This window comes from Velazquezella soli, from assembly GCF_977018685.1.
Map to the genome: position 1 here is coordinate 354,763 of NZ_CDRNXF010000004.1, position 13,917 is coordinate 368,679.

General features: G+C 60.6%; 13 protein-coding genes. 4 read left to right on the forward strand and 9 right to left on the reverse strand.

Going from position 1 to position 13,917, the window contains the following annotated elements; all coding sequences use genetic code 11:
* The first annotated feature begins 31 nt into the window (after positions 1-31).
* Together fabB and fabI are read left to right on the forward strand one after the other, a co-directional pair.
* Complete coding sequence (gene fabB / locus AC0JZ8_RS05395) at positions 32-1,255, forward strand: beta-ketoacyl-ACP synthase I (RefSeq protein WP_062454249.1); 1,224 nt, start codon at positions 32-34, stop codon at positions 1,253-1,255.
* A gap of 4 nt (positions 1,256-1,259) precedes the next feature.
* Complete coding sequence (gene fabI, locus AC0JZ8_RS05400) at positions 1,260-2,066, forward strand: enoyl-ACP reductase FabI (protein WP_471891987.1); 807 nt, start codon at positions 1,260-1,262, stop codon at positions 2,064-2,066.
* 37 nt (positions 2,067-2,103) lie between these two features.
* Here the strand turns inward: fabI and AC0JZ8_RS05405 are convergent, their stop codons facing one another.
* From AC0JZ8_RS05405 to AC0JZ8_RS05435, 7 genes are all read right to left on the reverse strand, one after another.
* Complete coding sequence (locus tag AC0JZ8_RS05405; RefSeq protein ID WP_471891988.1) at positions 2,104-2,751, reverse strand: tetratricopeptide repeat protein; 648 nt, start codon at positions 2,749-2,751, stop codon at positions 2,104-2,106.
* A gap of 83 nt (positions 2,752-2,834) precedes the next feature.
* Positions 2,835-3,842: a class I SAM-dependent methyltransferase gene (locus AC0JZ8_RS05410; protein WP_471891989.1), complete on the reverse strand. Its 1,008-nt coding sequence runs from the start codon at positions 3,840-3,842 to the stop codon at positions 2,835-2,837.
* A gap of 92 nt (positions 3,843-3,934) precedes the next feature.
* The gene (gene pnp / locus AC0JZ8_RS05415; protein WP_430241440.1) at positions 3,935-6,067 is read right to left on the reverse strand and encodes a polyribonucleotide nucleotidyltransferase; all 2,133 of its coding nucleotides are present in this window, start codon (positions 6,065-6,067) and stop codon (positions 3,935-3,937) included.
* A 340-nt stretch (positions 6,068-6,407) separates the two neighbouring features.
* A complete protein-coding gene (gene rpsO / locus AC0JZ8_RS05420; RefSeq protein WP_062454254.1) occupies positions 6,408-6,677 on the reverse strand; it encodes a 30S ribosomal protein S15 in 270 nt (89 codons plus the stop codon).
* Positions 6,678-6,821: 144 nt separating this feature from the next.
* Positions 6,822-7,751, reverse strand: coding sequence for a tRNA pseudouridine(55) synthase TruB (truB, locus tag AC0JZ8_RS05425; RefSeq protein ID WP_471891990.1), 930 nt, complete (start codon positions 7,749-7,751; stop codon positions 6,822-6,824).
* 16 nt (positions 7,752-7,767) lie between these two features.
* Positions 7,768-8,178 carry a 30S ribosome-binding factor RbfA gene (gene rbfA / locus AC0JZ8_RS05430; RefSeq protein WP_192078003.1) on the reverse strand — a complete coding sequence of 137 codons (411 nt, stop codon included), beginning with the start codon at positions 8,176-8,178 and terminating at the stop codon, positions 7,768-7,770.
* Between the two features lie 170 nt (positions 8,179-8,348).
* Positions 8,349-10,037, reverse strand: a complete 1,689-nt coding sequence (locus AC0JZ8_RS05435) for a chemotaxis protein (protein ID WP_471891991.1) — start codon at positions 10,035-10,037, stop codon at positions 8,349-8,351.
* A 349-nt stretch (positions 10,038-10,386) separates the two neighbouring features.
* Here AC0JZ8_RS05435 and yghU point away from each other — a divergent pair, with 349 nt between their 5' ends.
* Together yghU and AC0JZ8_RS05445 are read left to right on the forward strand one after the other, a co-directional pair.
* A complete protein-coding gene (gene yghU, locus AC0JZ8_RS05440; protein WP_113165738.1) occupies positions 10,387-11,286 on the forward strand; it encodes a glutathione-dependent disulfide-bond oxidoreductase in 900 nt (299 codons plus the stop codon).
* Between the two features lie 36 nt (positions 11,287-11,322).
* Positions 11,323-11,700, forward strand: a complete 378-nt coding sequence (locus AC0JZ8_RS05445) for a hypothetical protein (protein WP_062454259.1) — start codon at positions 11,323-11,325, stop codon at positions 11,698-11,700.
* Positions 11,701-11,760: 60 nt separating this feature from the next.
* Here AC0JZ8_RS05445 and AC0JZ8_RS05450 read toward each other — a convergent pair whose 3' ends face one another.
* Both AC0JZ8_RS05450 and AC0JZ8_RS05455 read right to left on the reverse strand, forming a co-directional pair.
* On the reverse strand, positions 11,761-12,879 hold the full coding sequence (locus tag AC0JZ8_RS05450; protein WP_471891992.1) for a mandelate racemase/muconate lactonizing enzyme family protein: 1,119 nt from the start codon (positions 12,877-12,879) through the stop codon (positions 11,761-11,763).
* Between the two features lie 29 nt (positions 12,880-12,908).
* A complete protein-coding gene (locus AC0JZ8_RS05455) occupies positions 12,909-13,901 on the reverse strand; it encodes a GntR family transcriptional regulator (RefSeq protein WP_184654314.1) in 993 nt (330 codons plus the stop codon).
* Positions 13,902-13,917: the final 16 nt, after the last annotated feature.

Consider the following 13,917-nt stretch of genomic DNA (forward strand, 5'->3'; position numbering starts at 1 on the left):
CAGCTGTCGAAAACAACAAAGGTTTGATGAAATGAGACGGGTAGTTGTCACTGGGCTCGGTATCGTGTCCTCGATCGGTAACGACGCAGCCGAAGTCACCGAGTCCCTGCGGCAGGCAAAGTCCGGTATTTCTTTCTCGCCGGATTTCGCCGAGCACGGCTTCAAGTGCCAGGTCTGGGGCAAGCCCAACATCGATACGACGGAACTCGTCGATCGCCGCGCCATGCGCTTCCTCTCCCAGGGTGGAGCGTGGAACCATGTGGCGATGAAGCAGGCGCTGGCCGATTCCGGACTTGAGGAAAAGGATTACAGCGAGAACGAGCGCACCGGCATCATCATGGGTTCGGGCGGTCCTTCCACCCGCACCCTGATCGAAGCGGCCGAGACGACGATCAAGAACAACAGCCCGAAGCGGATCGGTCCGTTTGCCGTGCCGAAGGCGATGTCTTCGACAGCGTCGGCAACGCTTGCGACCTGGTTCAAGATCCACGGCGTCAACTACTCGATCTCGTCGGCCTGCTCGACGTCTGCGCATTGCATCGGCAATGCCGCTGAGATGATCCAGTGGGGCAAGCAGGACGTGATGTTCGCCGGCGGCCACGAGGACCTCGACTGGACCATGTCGAACCTGTTCGACGCGATGGGCGCCATGTCCTCCAAGTACAACGACCAGCCGGCGACGGCTTCGCGCGCCTATGACGCCGACCGCGACGGTTTCGTCATCGCCGGCGGTGCAGGCGTTCTCGTGCTTGAAGAACTGGAGCATGCCAAGGCGCGCGGCGCCAAGATCTACGCAGAACTCACCGGTTACGGCGCCACATCCGATGGCTATGACATGGTCGCACCATCAGGCGAAGGCGCAATCCGCTGCATGCGTCAGGCGCTTGCCAACGTTGAAGGCGAGGTCGACTACATTAACACCCACGGCACCTCGACACCGGTTGGCGATTCCAAGGAAATCGGCGCCATCCGCGAAGTGTTCAAGGACAAGATCCCGCACATCCAGTCGACCAAGTCGCTGACCGGCCACTCGCTCGGCGGTGCCGGCGTGCAGGAATCGATCTATGGCCTGCTGATGATGCAGGAACGCTTTATCGGTGAAAGCGCGCACATCCAGACGCTGGATCCGGAATTTGACGGCGTACCGATCGTTCGCAAGCGGATCGACAATGCCAAGATCGACACTGTGCTCTCCAACTCCTTCGGCTTCGGCGGCACCAACGCTACGCTCGTCTTCCAGCGTCATAACGGATAATTTGATGTCCGGGATCATGCAGGGCAAGCGCGGCCTGATCATGGGCGTTGCCAGCAACCACTCGATCGCCTGGGGAATTGCCAAGGCGGTCGCGGCACAGGGTGCGGAAGTTGCCTTCACCTATCAGGGTGAGGCGCTGGGCAAGCGGGTCAGACCGCTTGCCGCCGAACTCGGCTCAGATTTCGTGGTTCCCTGCGACGTCGAAGATATCGCGTCGGTCGACGCAACGTTTGACGCGCTGCGCGAACGCTGGGGCACGATCGACTTTCTCGTTCATGCCATCGGCTTCTCCGACAAGAACGAGCTGAAGGGCCTCTACGCCGACACGACGCGCGAGAATTTCTCGCGTACGATGGTGATCTCCTGCTTTTCCTTCACGGAAATCGCCAAGCGCGCCGCAGCCCTGATGCCTGATGGCGGCTCTATGCTGACGCTAACCTATAACGGCTCGCAGCGCGTCATCCCGAACTACAACGTGATGGGCGTTGCCAAGGCAGCGCTTGAGGCCTCGGTGCGGTATCTGGCCGCCGATTTCGGCCCGAACGACATCCGCGTTAACACGATCTCCGCCGGCCCCGTGCGCACGCTTGCCGGCGCCGGGATTTCCGATGCACGGGCGATCTACGCCTGGAACCAGCAGAACGCGCCGTTGCGCCGCACTGCCACGATCGAGGACATCGGCGGATCGGCACTCTATCTGCTGTCCGATCTCTCCCGCGGTGTTACAGGCGAAGTGCATTACGTGGACGCCGGATACAGCATCACCTCACTGCCAAGCCTCGACAGACTGCGCAACTCCGACGCTCAGTAGCATCCGACGCGTGCGATCCCTGGGACGGCGGGCACTTTCAATTTGAGTTCAATTCCCGGACCGCGTCGGCATTGCCGGCACTCGCTGACTGCTTGAGCAGTTCTTTGGAGCGACGTGGATCGCTCGACCGGAGCAACTGCGCCAGCTTCAGCTGCGCCCAGTGATCGTGCGTGAAAGGCAGGCTCTTTTCGAAATAACTTTGCGCAAGGGCGAGGTTCTTTGCGACACCCTCCCCGTCCATCAACATGAAGGCCAGCATATGATAGGCCCACAGGTTGCCTTTGCGGGCGGAGCGCTCGTACCATTCGACAGCCCGTGATGGATCAGCCCGCAGGCTCAAGCCCTTCTGATAGAACCAGCCGACCTTCAGCTCCGCATGCATGTCGCCAGCGTCGGCGGACTGGCGATACCAGCGGAGCGCTTCCGGAAGATTGAGTGGGACACCTGAGCCTATCTCATAAGCTTCACCGAGCTTGTATGCTGCCGCAGCGTTGCCGTTCTTGGCCGCGAGCCGGAAGTAATGCGCGGCAATGCGAAGGTCATCCGGCCCTTTGACCTTGTATTTGCGATAGGTTTCCGCGGTGTTGAACCATTCCCAGGTCAAGCGAACACTGGCGCGCGGCTCTTCGGCGCTCGCCGTTTCAGTGGCGATCAAGAGCAGAAGTGCTGAAACAACGCCTTTCATACAAAAACCCCGACAGCTCGAACGCAACTTCAGTGTGCATTCGAGCTGTCGGGACGGGCAATCCTAGATTTTGAGGGGTGACGTTACTTCTTCGCCCAGAGGATCTTGAAGCGGGCGTTGCGGCAGGTTTCGCCGTATTCCCGGAACGCTTCCTCGAGCACCGGCTCGTATTGCATCCCGCGATTGGCGACCAGCATCAGTCTGCCGCCGCTTCTGAGCGCCCCTGCAGCCGTGCGGATCATCGTCTTGCCCAGTTCCGGATCCGCAGCCTGCGTCTCGTGGAAGGGCGGGTTCATGATGACGAGGTCGTATTTTTCCTTTGGCGGCTCGGTTCCCAGATCCTGCCAGAAGAAGCGGGCTTCGAGATCCGGGCAATTGTGCGCAACGTTCTGCTTTGCAAATTCCAACGCCCGGTGATCGGCCTCGAACAGGTCGATACGGTTCACGCGGGGCGAACGCTCGGCCAGCATCACCGAAAGATAACCCCAGCCCGCACCGAAATCGGCGGCATTGCCATCGAAATCCGTCGGGAAGCGGCTTACCAGAAGTTCGGAGCCAGGATCGATGCGGTCGTGCGAGAACATGCCGGGAGCCGCCTGGAAGCGACCCTCGACCGTCACGGCCGTCTTTTTCAGTGCCTGGATCGCACCGGATGCATCTTCCGGGCGACCGAACCAGATGGCAACGCCGTGATACTTCGGCGTGTAGTCCAGCGTGATGCCAAGCTTCAGCAGCATCGTGCGAATGGGTGCGATACCGTCTTCCTTGCCGCCGGCAACGACGATAACTCCGCCGACCTTCACCCGCGCAAGTGCTTCGGCAATGCGGTTTTCGTTTTCGCCGCGATGCTTGCCGCAGAGTACGAGGGCACCGTCGTAATCCTCGCCCTCGGGCTCGGGAAACGCGTTGTCGCGCAGGCTGCGGAACAGTGGGCGGAACGGCTGGATGGCAGTGATCTCGGCATCAAACCCGTCAGGCAGGGCATTGCCCGCTTCCGCACCCAGAAACAGTATGCGCTCACCCTCGCCGGGCGTTTGGATCGCGTCGGTGGCGAAGGGATGGAAAAGGGTCTTCAGGGCTTCTCGGGTCATGATCGGATCTCGGGCGGTCGTGTCGTCGGTGAAAACAAAAAAGGCGCGGAAGTTATTCCTTCCGCGCCTCGATCTCTCGATAGGTCGAGGGCTTATTCGGCAGCTTCGCCGTCAGCCTTCTTGACTTCCTGGCCGGTGGCCTGGTCGACGGCCTTCATCGACAGGCGAACCTTGCCGCGCTCGTCGAAGCCCATCAGCTTGACCCAGACCTTCTGGCCTTCCTTGACCACGTCCTGGGTCTTGGCAACACGGTCGGAAGCGAGCTGGCTGATATGGACCAGACCGTCGCGGGCGCCGAAGAAGTTGACGAAGGCGCCGAAGTCGGCGGTCTTCACAACGGTACCTTCGTAGATGGTGCCGACTTCCGGTTCAGCAACGATCGAATGGATCCACTTGCGGGCCGCTTCGATTTCCTTGCCGGAGGCGGAGGCAATCTTGACCGTGCCGTCGTCTTCGATGTTGATCTTGGCGCCGGTCTTTTCGACGATTTCGCGGATGACCTTGCCGCCCGAACCGATGACTTCACGGATCTTGTCGACCGGGATGTTCATCACTTCGATGCGCGGTGCGAATTCGCCGAGTTCCGAGCGACCTTCGGTGATGGCGTTGGCCATTTCGGTGAGGATGTGCTTGCGGCCACCCTGTGCCTGGCCGAGCGCGACCTTCATGATCTCTTCGGTGATGCCGGCGATCTTGATGTCCATCTGCAGCGAGGTGATGCCGTCGACAGTACCTGCAACCTTGAAGTCCATGTCGCCGAGATGATCTTCGTCACCGAGGATGTCGGAGAGAACGGCAAAGCGTTCGCCTTCGAGGATCAGGCCCATAGCGATACCGGCAACAGGCTTTGCGAGCGGGACGCCAGCGTCCATCAGAGCAAGCGATGTGCCGCAGACGGTTGCCATCGAGGACGAGCCGTTCGACTCGGTGATCTCGGAGACGACGCGGAGCGTGTAGGGGAACTGTTCAGCCGTTGGCAGCATCGGACGGATCGCGCGCCATGCGAGCTTGCCGTGGCCGATTTCGCGACGCCCTGGGGAACCCATGCGGCCGGTTTCGCCAACCGAGTAGGGAGGGAAGTTGTAATGCAGAAGGAAGCGTTCCTTGTACATGCCGGTCAGTGAATCGACATACTGTTCGTCTTCGCCGGTGCCGAGCGTCGCAACAACGATCGCCTGGGTTTCGCCGCGTGTGAACAGGGCCGAACCGTGGGTGCGCGGCAGGATGCCGACTTCCGACACGATCTTGCGAACGGTCTCGAGATCACGACCGTCGATGCGGCTCTTGGTGTCGAGGATGTTCCAGCGAACGATCTTCGCCTGCAGGTGCTTGAAGGTCGCGCCGATGACTTCGGCCGGGTACTTCGGCTCTACGCCTTCCGGGAAGAAGTGTGCCTTGACCTTCGCCTTGACGGCGTCGACGGCAGCGTAGCGTTCAGCCTTCTGGGTGTTCTTGTAGGCGGTGCGCAGTTCGGCTTCGAAATGCTGCAGCATTTCGGCTTCGAGCGCCGAATGATCTTCCGGCTGGAAATCGCGTGGCTCCTTGGCGGCAACTTCAGCGAGCTTGATGATCGCGTCGATAACCGGCTGGAAGCCCTTGTGGCCGAACATGACGGCGCCGAGCATGATCTCTTCGTTGAGTTCCTTGGCTTCCGACTCCACCATCAGGACGGCGTCCTGGGTGCCGGCGACAACGAGGTCGAGGGTCGACTCGTCCATCTCGTCGAGATGCGGGTTCAGAACGTATTCGCCGTTGATGTAGCCGACGCGTGCGCCGCCAACCGGGCCCATGAAAGGAACGCCAGAGATCGTCAGGGCAGCGGAGGCTGCAACCATCGACAATACGTCCGGATCGTTTTCAAGGTCGTGCTGGATGACGGTAACGACGACCTGAGTCTCGTTCTTGTAGCCTTCAGGGAAGAGCGGGCGGATCGGACGGTCGATCAGGCGGGAAACCAGCGTTTCCTTTTCCGACGGACGACCTTCGCGCTTGAAATAGCCACCCGGGATCTTGCCGGCGGCATAGGTCTTTTCCTGGTAGTTGACGGTCAGCGGGAAGAAGTCCTGGCCGGGCTTGGCCGACTTGGCCGAAACAACGGTGGCGAGAACGACGGTTTCGCCGTAGGTGGCGAGGACCGCGCCGTCAGCCTGGCGGGCTATCTTGCCCGTTTCAAGCTTCAGCGGGCGGCCTGCCCATTCGATTTCGACGGAGTGGGTATTGAACATATGGTGTCCTTTAATGCGGGAGCACGCGCAGTGCCGTAGCCGGCGCAGTGCATAGTCGACCGCAATCGATGTGACAGATCACGGGCAAGACAACGGGAGGCTTCGGGTCGGCGACTTCGGTGGTCGACGTCTGCTCAGGGTCTTTGAGTGATCCCTGGTCGAAAGCATCCGGCAATCCTGCCCCATGACAGATCAACGGTTTGGTTTTTGCAGATCCGGCCCATCCGGGTCTGCGGGCATTCTTGCGGCGCGAGATAAAGCGCATCGCAAACATTGCATCGGACGCTTGGCCCGAATGAGAAACCGGCAGGCGCCCGATTGAGCGCCCGCCGGAAATTTTTTAGCGGCGAATGCCCAGGGCAGCAATCAGCTTGCTGTAACGGGATTCGTCTTTCTTCTTGACGTAGTCGAGAAGCGAACGACGTGTGGAAACCATGGTCAGAAGGCCACGACGCGAGTGGTTGTCCTTCTTGTGGCCCTTGAAGTGTTCGGTCAGATTGTTGATCCGCTCGGTAAGGATCGCAACCTGGACTTCCGGCGAACCGGTGTCGCCTTCAACGGTCGCGTATTCCTTGATGAGTTCGGCCTTGCGCTCTGCAGTGATCGACATCGTGTTATCCTTTCGAATATGAGGATTATGGGTCGCCTAAGGCCGGGATGTCGTCCAGTCTTGGCCGTGAAACGCAAAACAGGCGGAAAAGCCTGCTTTTGCTGGCGGTGCCTATAGACCATTCAAGGAGAGAATGGAAGAGGCTCAGCCAAACACCCGCTTGGGACGGAACTCTCCCTGGCCGATCTCGCCGATGGCAAGCAGCTTGCCACGCACGGTCGCATAGGCTTCCGCTTCGTCAGCCGGGGCATCGCGGCCGCGCAGGATGATCGGATTGCCCATCTTGATGCGGTGGGCCTGATCGTCTGTGACAGGCAGATGCGGCAGGCTGGAAAGCGCTTCCGACGTGTTGATCATGAAGGCATCAAGCGCTGCAAGCCGTTCGTCGCGATCCTCGATCTGTTCCAGCGCCACAAGTTCGGCGAGCGGCACCATACGGTCTTCAGCAAAGGGCGCAACGAAAGTGCGGCGCAGTTCCGAGATATGACCGTAGCAGCCGAGATCGCGGCCGAAGTCACGGGCGAGCGCCCGAACATAGGTGCCCTTGCCGCATTCCACTTCGAAATGCGCCTTGTCCGAGGTTACACCGAGCAGCGTCAGGCGAAAGATCTGGACCTCGCGCGACGGGATCTCGACAGTCTCGCCGTCGCGGGCGAGGTCATAGGCCCGTTCGCCGGCAATCTTGATGGCGGAAAACTGTGGCGGGATCTGATTGATCGTGCCGGTGTAGTTGGGCAGAAGTGCGCGAATCTGTTCTTCGCTCGGACGGCTGTCGGACGATGCGGTAACGGCGCCTTCGAGGTCGTCGGTCGAGCGTTCCTCGCCCCAGGTGACGGCGAATTCGTAGATCTTCCGCCCGTCCATGACATAGGGCACTGTCTTCGTCGCGTCGCCGAGCGCGATCGGCAGCATGCCTGACGCAAGCGGATCCAGCGTGCCGGCATGGCCGCACTTCTGGGCATTGAACAGCCACTTGATCTTGGACACGGCTTCGGTCGAACCGAAATCGATCGGCTTGTCGAGAATAAGCCAGCCGGAAACCGGCCGGCCTTTTGGTTTGCGGGGTTTGGACATCAATACTTCTTGATTGTTATTTCTGGTCTTTGGTTTCGTCGCTGTTGAGATCACGCTGGACCTCCGGCGAGCGAAGAAGCTCGTCGATCTTCTTGTAGTTGTCGAAGCTGGTATCATCGCGGAAGCGCACTTCCGGCATGTATTTCATCTGCCGGAGCTGGCCGGCTATGCGGCCGCGGATATATTTGGCATGCCGGTTGAGCGCTGCGATCACGACGTCATGGTCAGCGACGCCAAGGGGCGTCACATAGGCCGTCGCGACCTTCAGATCGGTCGACATGCGCACTTCCGAAACGGAAATCACGGTTTTCTCGAGCAGGTCGTCGCGAACTTCGCCACGCTGCAGGACCTGGGTGATGGCGGCGCGTACCTGTTCGCCAACACGAAGCATGCGCTGCGACGGCGCCGAGGATGTGGGCTTGGTCATGTTGTTTCTTTCGTATAACGCCGCCGGGGCTCGTCCCGATGGGGCGCTTCGTCAAATGAAGGCGGTCACATGACAAAGGCCCGGCGAAAGGTCAAGGTCCAGCGGGTATTTAATCGGTCTGACTTGGAGGCCGTCGATGCCGATGACACCTGAAAACAGCGTGTCGTCACTCATGCAACCGAGACGAGGGACGTTTCGCCAAGGGGTGTGGTTCCCATGATCTTCGCGTGCAGTTCACGTTCCAAACCCATTGTGTAAAGGGCGGAAATGCGAGCCCCGAGTTCGATGAGGGCAGGCTCGATGGCGGCCAGTGGCCGGGCGCTTGCGAAGGCTTCGCCCTCTTCCGCGCAGGCCCGCAAAACCTCACCAAGCTCAATCTTGAAATCAAGCCGAGCAAGCGAGGCATCGATTTCGCCGACGGCGGATCGGCTGTGTTCGCCAAGCAGCGACATTTCGGTCTCCCTGCGATCGCCGACAACGCGGATATTGGCGAGTGCCTGTTCGAGCCGAAGATCGAGCGAGCCGCCCGTATCTTCGCAGGCGCTGAGCTTTTGCGCAGATTCTTCCAGCATTCTGAGATGAACGAGGATCTTGTCGGCGGCACCATCCAGTTCGCCCGCGTAATTGCGCAGTTCGGCGGCAACCACGTTGATCGCCTTGCCCTGATCTCCGATCCTGCCGCAGCGCAGATTGGTATTGAGGGCCATGTAGTGAATATCGGTGCGGACCAGTTGCACGACGCCGATGCTGGTGACGAGCTCGCTTACGGTCTGGCCGGTCGACCGGCTGAGTTCCGTCGCCTCGCCGGCAACGGCTTCGATCTGGCGAACCGCTTCGCGCGCAACGCCGATGCCGGTGTCGAGCTGGCGCATGGCGGCGGCGCCGCCCTGGCCTTCTGCCATCGTTTCCCGGATTGCATCGATCTTCTGGAGATCTGAACGGAAACTCGCCACGCTTGCGACGATCTTTGCCGTGTCACGCTCGAAATGATCGATGGACTGCCTGAGCTGATGGGAGACAAGCCTCCGGATGACAGCGGACAGGTTGTCGCGCTGAGGATTGGTCAGCGGCGTAGCGTCCGGTGAGGCCAGAAAATCGTCGAGGAGCGTGAGCGTTGACTGACAATGCTCGATCCTCTGGCGGGTTGTGTCGCCGATCTGCATGGCAGACAGCGTCGAGGCGAGCTTGGTCTGGATGCCGCGCGCGATTGCCCGGACGCTTGCGGCCTGTTCGATCATCGATCTGCGATTGAGAGCGATCGCCTCGCCGCCGTTCGACAGTCCTGCTGCGATCTGCGGGATTGTGTCCTCGTAGGAGCTTACAATCCTCTTCCCTCTTGTGATCAGGGAACCCAGTCCCTGGCCGAGATACTGGACCTTGTCCGAGAAATCATTGACCTGACGGGTGCCGTCCTGAATCCTTTGCAGGATTTCCTCAGCAAATCCTGCAAAGTCGGCAATTCCGGCGCCGGTGATCTTTGCAGTAACTGCAAAGGTGCGCAGATAGCGCAGGGTTTCCTGCATGTCCTCGGCATGGCCCTTCAAGTGCCCCTGGGCGTCGGAAATGAGGGTGAACTGGACCTGTCGGCCTTTCTCGTTTTCGCTCAGCTGCGAAAGCCGCGCGACCGTCTGGGTGAGCTCGAACAGGGATGCGTTCGCCGTTTCTGCGTCGAGCGAGCTCTCGGCCTGATCGAGCGAGGCGACCAGGCGGTTGAGAACGTCGAGAATGGAAAGAAGCGCTCGTCCGCCTTCGGTGAAGCGTTCCTCAAGGCGCGAACGGGCAGCGTCCAGGCGCGCGGCAAACGCCGAGGCGTCTGCGGAAACACCCTCTTCCATCGATACGACCGCTCTGACTGCCATGTCCACCACCTTTTCCAGCTTCGCCGCAACGTTGAGTTCGTCGCTGGAAAAACCGTTCGCCCTGTTTGTTGTGGGACACGTCTCCGCCTGAAGCAGGCACGGGTGTCCTCGAATAGCTGGACAGTGCCGGTGCAACGGTTAACTGAACAAGAACCGACCGCGGAGTTGCGTGTACGTGGTTAACCATTGCCGCTCGTTCGGAACACCACGGGGCAGCATAGAGAGATCCTGACCAGCACCAAAAAACGCGATACGATGGCGCTATAAAACGGGAAATCTCTTCTCGTTTTTCCTATATCGCAGGCATCGTTCGTATTTTAAGAGCAATTTTTCAGGAAGGACCGCCCTGATGACCGAGAAAACTCCTGCCGACAATTTTCCTGCCGGCTACGAGCCGCCGAAGATCTGGACCTGGGAAAAGGGCAATGGCGGCCAGTTCGCCAGTATCAACCGCCCGATCGCCGGCCCGACGCAGGACAAGGAACTGCCGGTCGGAAAGCATCCGCTGCAGCTCTATTCGCTGGGCACGCCAAACGGCGTCAAGGTGACGATCATGCTGGAAGAGCTTCTGGCAGCCGGTCACACACAGGCCGAATACGACGCCTGGATGATCAATATCGGCAAGGGCGATCAGTTCGGATCCGGCTTTGTCGACATCAATCCGAACTCAAAGATCCCCGCACTTTGCGACCACGCGCCAAAGGATGGCGGCAAGCCGCTGCGCGTGTTCGAATCGGCCTCGATCCTCGTCTATCTGGCGGAGAAGTTCGGCGCCTTCCTGCCGACCGATCTGCGCATCCGCACGGAAACGATGAACTGGCTGTTCTGGCAGATGGGCTCGGCACCGTTTCTCGGCGGTGGGTTCGGGCATTTCTATGCCTATGCGCCGATCAAGATCAAATACGCGATCGATCGCTATGCGATGGAGACGAAACGCCAGCTCGACGTGCTCGACCGGCATCTTGCCGACAACCGTTATATGGCGGGCGACGAGTATACGATTGCGGACATGGCGATCTTCCCCTGGTACGGCACGCTGGCGCTCGGCCAGGTTTACGGCGATGCAGGTGATTTTCTCGAGGTAAAGAGCTATGAGAATCTGCAGCGCTGGACGGCGGAGGTTTTCGCACGGCCTGGCGTCAAACGCGGCCGCATGGTCAACCGGACATCCGGGGAGCCATCCGAGCAGCTGCATGAGCGCCACGACGCTTCGGATTTCGATACGAAGACACAAGACAAGATCGGCTGAAAGCCGGTTAGCCGCATAGGACTTGAGGATACGAACATGGCAAACCTGCCTGAAATGACCAAACACCGAGGCTTTCCGGGCGGGATGCCAAGCACGGGGGTGCAGTTCACCATCCGCCGGGCCAATCCGAAAGGCGTGACGCCGATCAAGGCTCTGCCGCGCAGGGCACGTCCCGGCACGAAAGAGCACAAGATCGACGGGGCCTTTCTGCATGCGCTATGGCATCACTTCGGCACCGAACCCTTCGAGCGCGGCAATCTCGATGCCGCGCGTCTGAGCCTATTGTTCGGGCGCGAAGTGCTGCCGGCCGACAAAACGTTCGATCCGCTTTCCTATGAGGCGATGCTTGTCATCAACGAAAAGCTGGCGCGGCAGAACTTTCCGGAATCGTTCGAGAATATCTTCGAGATCTGACGGCGATTGTCGACGTTGTAGAGGAGGCCGCTGGTGACTGACGCCGGCGGCCTTTCGCATTCAGCTGAGGCTCTTGCCGTATCGCTCGAAGCTTTCCTTCAGCACCGTCGTGCTGGCGCCTGGCTGCTGTGGCCTTCGATAAATGCCGCCATCGACATTGGACGGTTCCTCGAAGTGATCCTTGATCCAGGGAATGTATTCGAGAATCGTCGAGGCCGGATGCCAGTAGCTGAGATGGACATGAACCTGGCTCATCTCGCCCGCATGCGGCACGACGGGAAGCCGATGGGCCAGTGCCAGATCCGCAACCTGGATATATTCGGTGACGCCGCCGAGACGCGTGACGTCAGGCTGAACGTAGGACACGGCACCGGCTGCGATGAAGGCCCGGAACGCATCCACGGTATAGAGCTGCTCGCCAAGCGCGATCGGGATCGTGCTGCTTTTCGCAAGCGCCGCGTGGCCGGCGATATCGTCGTACCAGAGCGGTTCCTCGAACCAGTAGATGTCGAGATCGCGGGCTCTCTCGCAAAACCGCTGGCAGGTCGGGAGATCCCATTTGCCATTGCCATCGATGGCGATCCGGACATCTGGGCCCAGCCGCTTGCGCACCGCTTCCAGGCGGCGGACGTCGATATTTGGATCGTCATGACCCACCTTGAGCTTGATCCGGGTGAAGCCGTCCTCCTCCACGGCGCGCGCCGACCCGGCCAGCAGGTCCTCCAGCGAAAACGACAGCCAGCCGATATCGGTATTATACGCCTCGAGACGATCGGTTCTTGCCCCGCCGAGCAGGCTCCAGAGCGGCACGCCGGCCTGCTTCGCCTTGAGGTCCCAGAGCGCGACGTCGACGGCGGCCAGCGCCAGATGGGTGATCCCCGCACGGCCGACCCATTGCAGGGACGGATAGCGTGCGAGTTTGGTCCAAAGACGCTGATGTTCGTTGGCATCCTCGCCGATCAGCAGCGGCGCGTAGCAATCCCTTATACAGGCCGTGATCAGCCGGTCGGAGGCGATATGGGCATGGGTGCCGGTAAAGCCGTATCCCTTCAACCCGTCGGTGGTTTCGATCACGGTGCCGACGACACCCCAATGGGTGATGCTGTGGGTGCTGTCGGAAATCGAGTCCGAGGTCAGCGGCAGATGCAGGATGAATGGCTGTACGGATTTGATCTTCATTCTTGGGCTCCTCCTCCCGGTGGTAGACATCAGTCTGTTTTGACGTGCCCCTGCCGCTCCAGATAAGGCAGGTCAGGCAGGGCGATGTTTCGCGATGCGGCAGCCCCAATGCGGGCGATTGCGCGGTCGCGTGAGATCCGCAAATGCCTCTCCAGCGCATCGCATGCGGCGCCGATATCGCCGGAAGCGAGCGGCGAAAGCACGTCCAGATGCTCCAGCAGGAATGGCTCGCCGTCATAGCCGGTGGTCTTCGGCTGATAGAGAAAATGGTGGGCGACCAGGATCGCCTGCGGCAGGCTGATTGCCTGCATCAGCGCGCGGTTGTCGCAATATCCGAGAAGCTCCGAATGCAGCTGATGTTCGACGCGGTCGAGCATGTCGCCGGTAACGGTCTCGGCGGCGGCGATTGCCTGCTCGACGAACTCGATGCATCCGGTCACGTAGCCATCGGGCAAATGCGGAAATGCCTGCGCGAGTGCCAGCGGTTCCAGCACCCAGCGCAGCTCGTAGAGCTGGCCGATATGGACAGGCGTCAGGCCCGGCGCCAGCCAGCGGCCGGCATCGTCCTTCAGCACCACGCCGCGTTGCTGCAGCCTGGCCATCACGTCGCGCGCAACGGTTCGGCTGACGCCGTGGGCTGCGGCAAGCGCTGCTTCGTTGATGCGCCAGCTGGCGAGCGAGGTGCGGGAAACGATCTCGATCTCGATCTGGCGGTAGATCAGTTCCCAGCTCGACAGGAAATGGATCTTCTCGTCGGAGCCCGCAGGATGGCTCGACGGGGCGGCGGGCGCGGTGCCGCTTTCCGAGGACAGGATCTGGTATCCCCTGCCAGGGACGCGCTGCATCAGGCCTCGCAGTTCAAGCTCGCCCAAGGCATGGCGCGCTGGCGCCCGGCTGATGCCGAAGCGGTCGGCAAGGCTGGTTTCGGTCAGATACGCGCCGGCAGACAGCGCACCGGAGGCGATCTCGGATGCCAGTATCTCGCATACGCGTTGATGAAGCCTCGGGGACGGGCCAGCCATTCGGCTCTCCAGGACA

Coding starts and splice junctions, on each gene's coding strand:
- yghU (WP_113165738.1), top strand. CDS start 10,387: ATGACCGAGAAAACTCCTGCCGACAATTTTCCTGCCGGCTACGAGCCG.
- rpsO (WP_062454254.1), bottom strand. CDS start 6,677: ATGTCGATCACTGCAGAGCGCAAGGCCGAACTCATCAAGGAATACGCG.
- fabB (WP_062454249.1), top strand. CDS start 32: ATGAGACGGGTAGTTGTCACTGGGCTCGGTATCGTGTCCTCGATCGGT.
- pnp (WP_430241440.1), bottom strand. CDS start 6,067: ATGTTCAATACCCACTCCGTCGAAATCGAATGGGCAGGCCGCCCGCTG.
- AC0JZ8_RS05450 (WP_471891992.1), bottom strand. CDS start 12,879: ATGAAGATCAAATCCGTACAGCCATTCATCCTGCATCTGCCGCTGACC.
- AC0JZ8_RS05410 (WP_471891989.1), bottom strand. CDS start 3,842: ATGACCCGAGAAGCCCTGAAGACCCTTTTCCATCCCTTCGCCACCGAC.
- rbfA (WP_192078003.1), bottom strand. CDS start 8,178: ATGACCAAGCCCACATCCTCGGCGCCGTCGCAGCGCATGCTTCGTGTT.
- AC0JZ8_RS05455 (WP_184654314.1), bottom strand. CDS start 13,901: ATGGCTGGCCCGTCCCCGAGGCTTCATCAACGCGTATGCGAGATACTG.
- AC0JZ8_RS05435 (WP_471891991.1), bottom strand. CDS start 10,037: ATGGCAGTCAGAGCGGTCGTATCGATGGAAGAGGGTGTTTCCGCAGAC.
- AC0JZ8_RS05445 (WP_062454259.1), top strand. CDS start 11,323: ATGGCAAACCTGCCTGAAATGACCAAACACCGAGGCTTTCCGGGCGGG.
- fabI (WP_471891987.1), top strand. CDS start 1,260: ATGTCCGGGATCATGCAGGGCAAGCGCGGCCTGATCATGGGCGTTGCC.
- truB (WP_471891990.1), bottom strand. CDS start 7,751: ATGTCCAAACCCCGCAAACCAAAAGGCCGGCCGGTTTCCGGCTGGCTT.
- AC0JZ8_RS05405 (WP_471891988.1), bottom strand. CDS start 2,751: ATGAAAGGCGTTGTTTCAGCACTTCTGCTCTTGATCGCCACTGAAACG.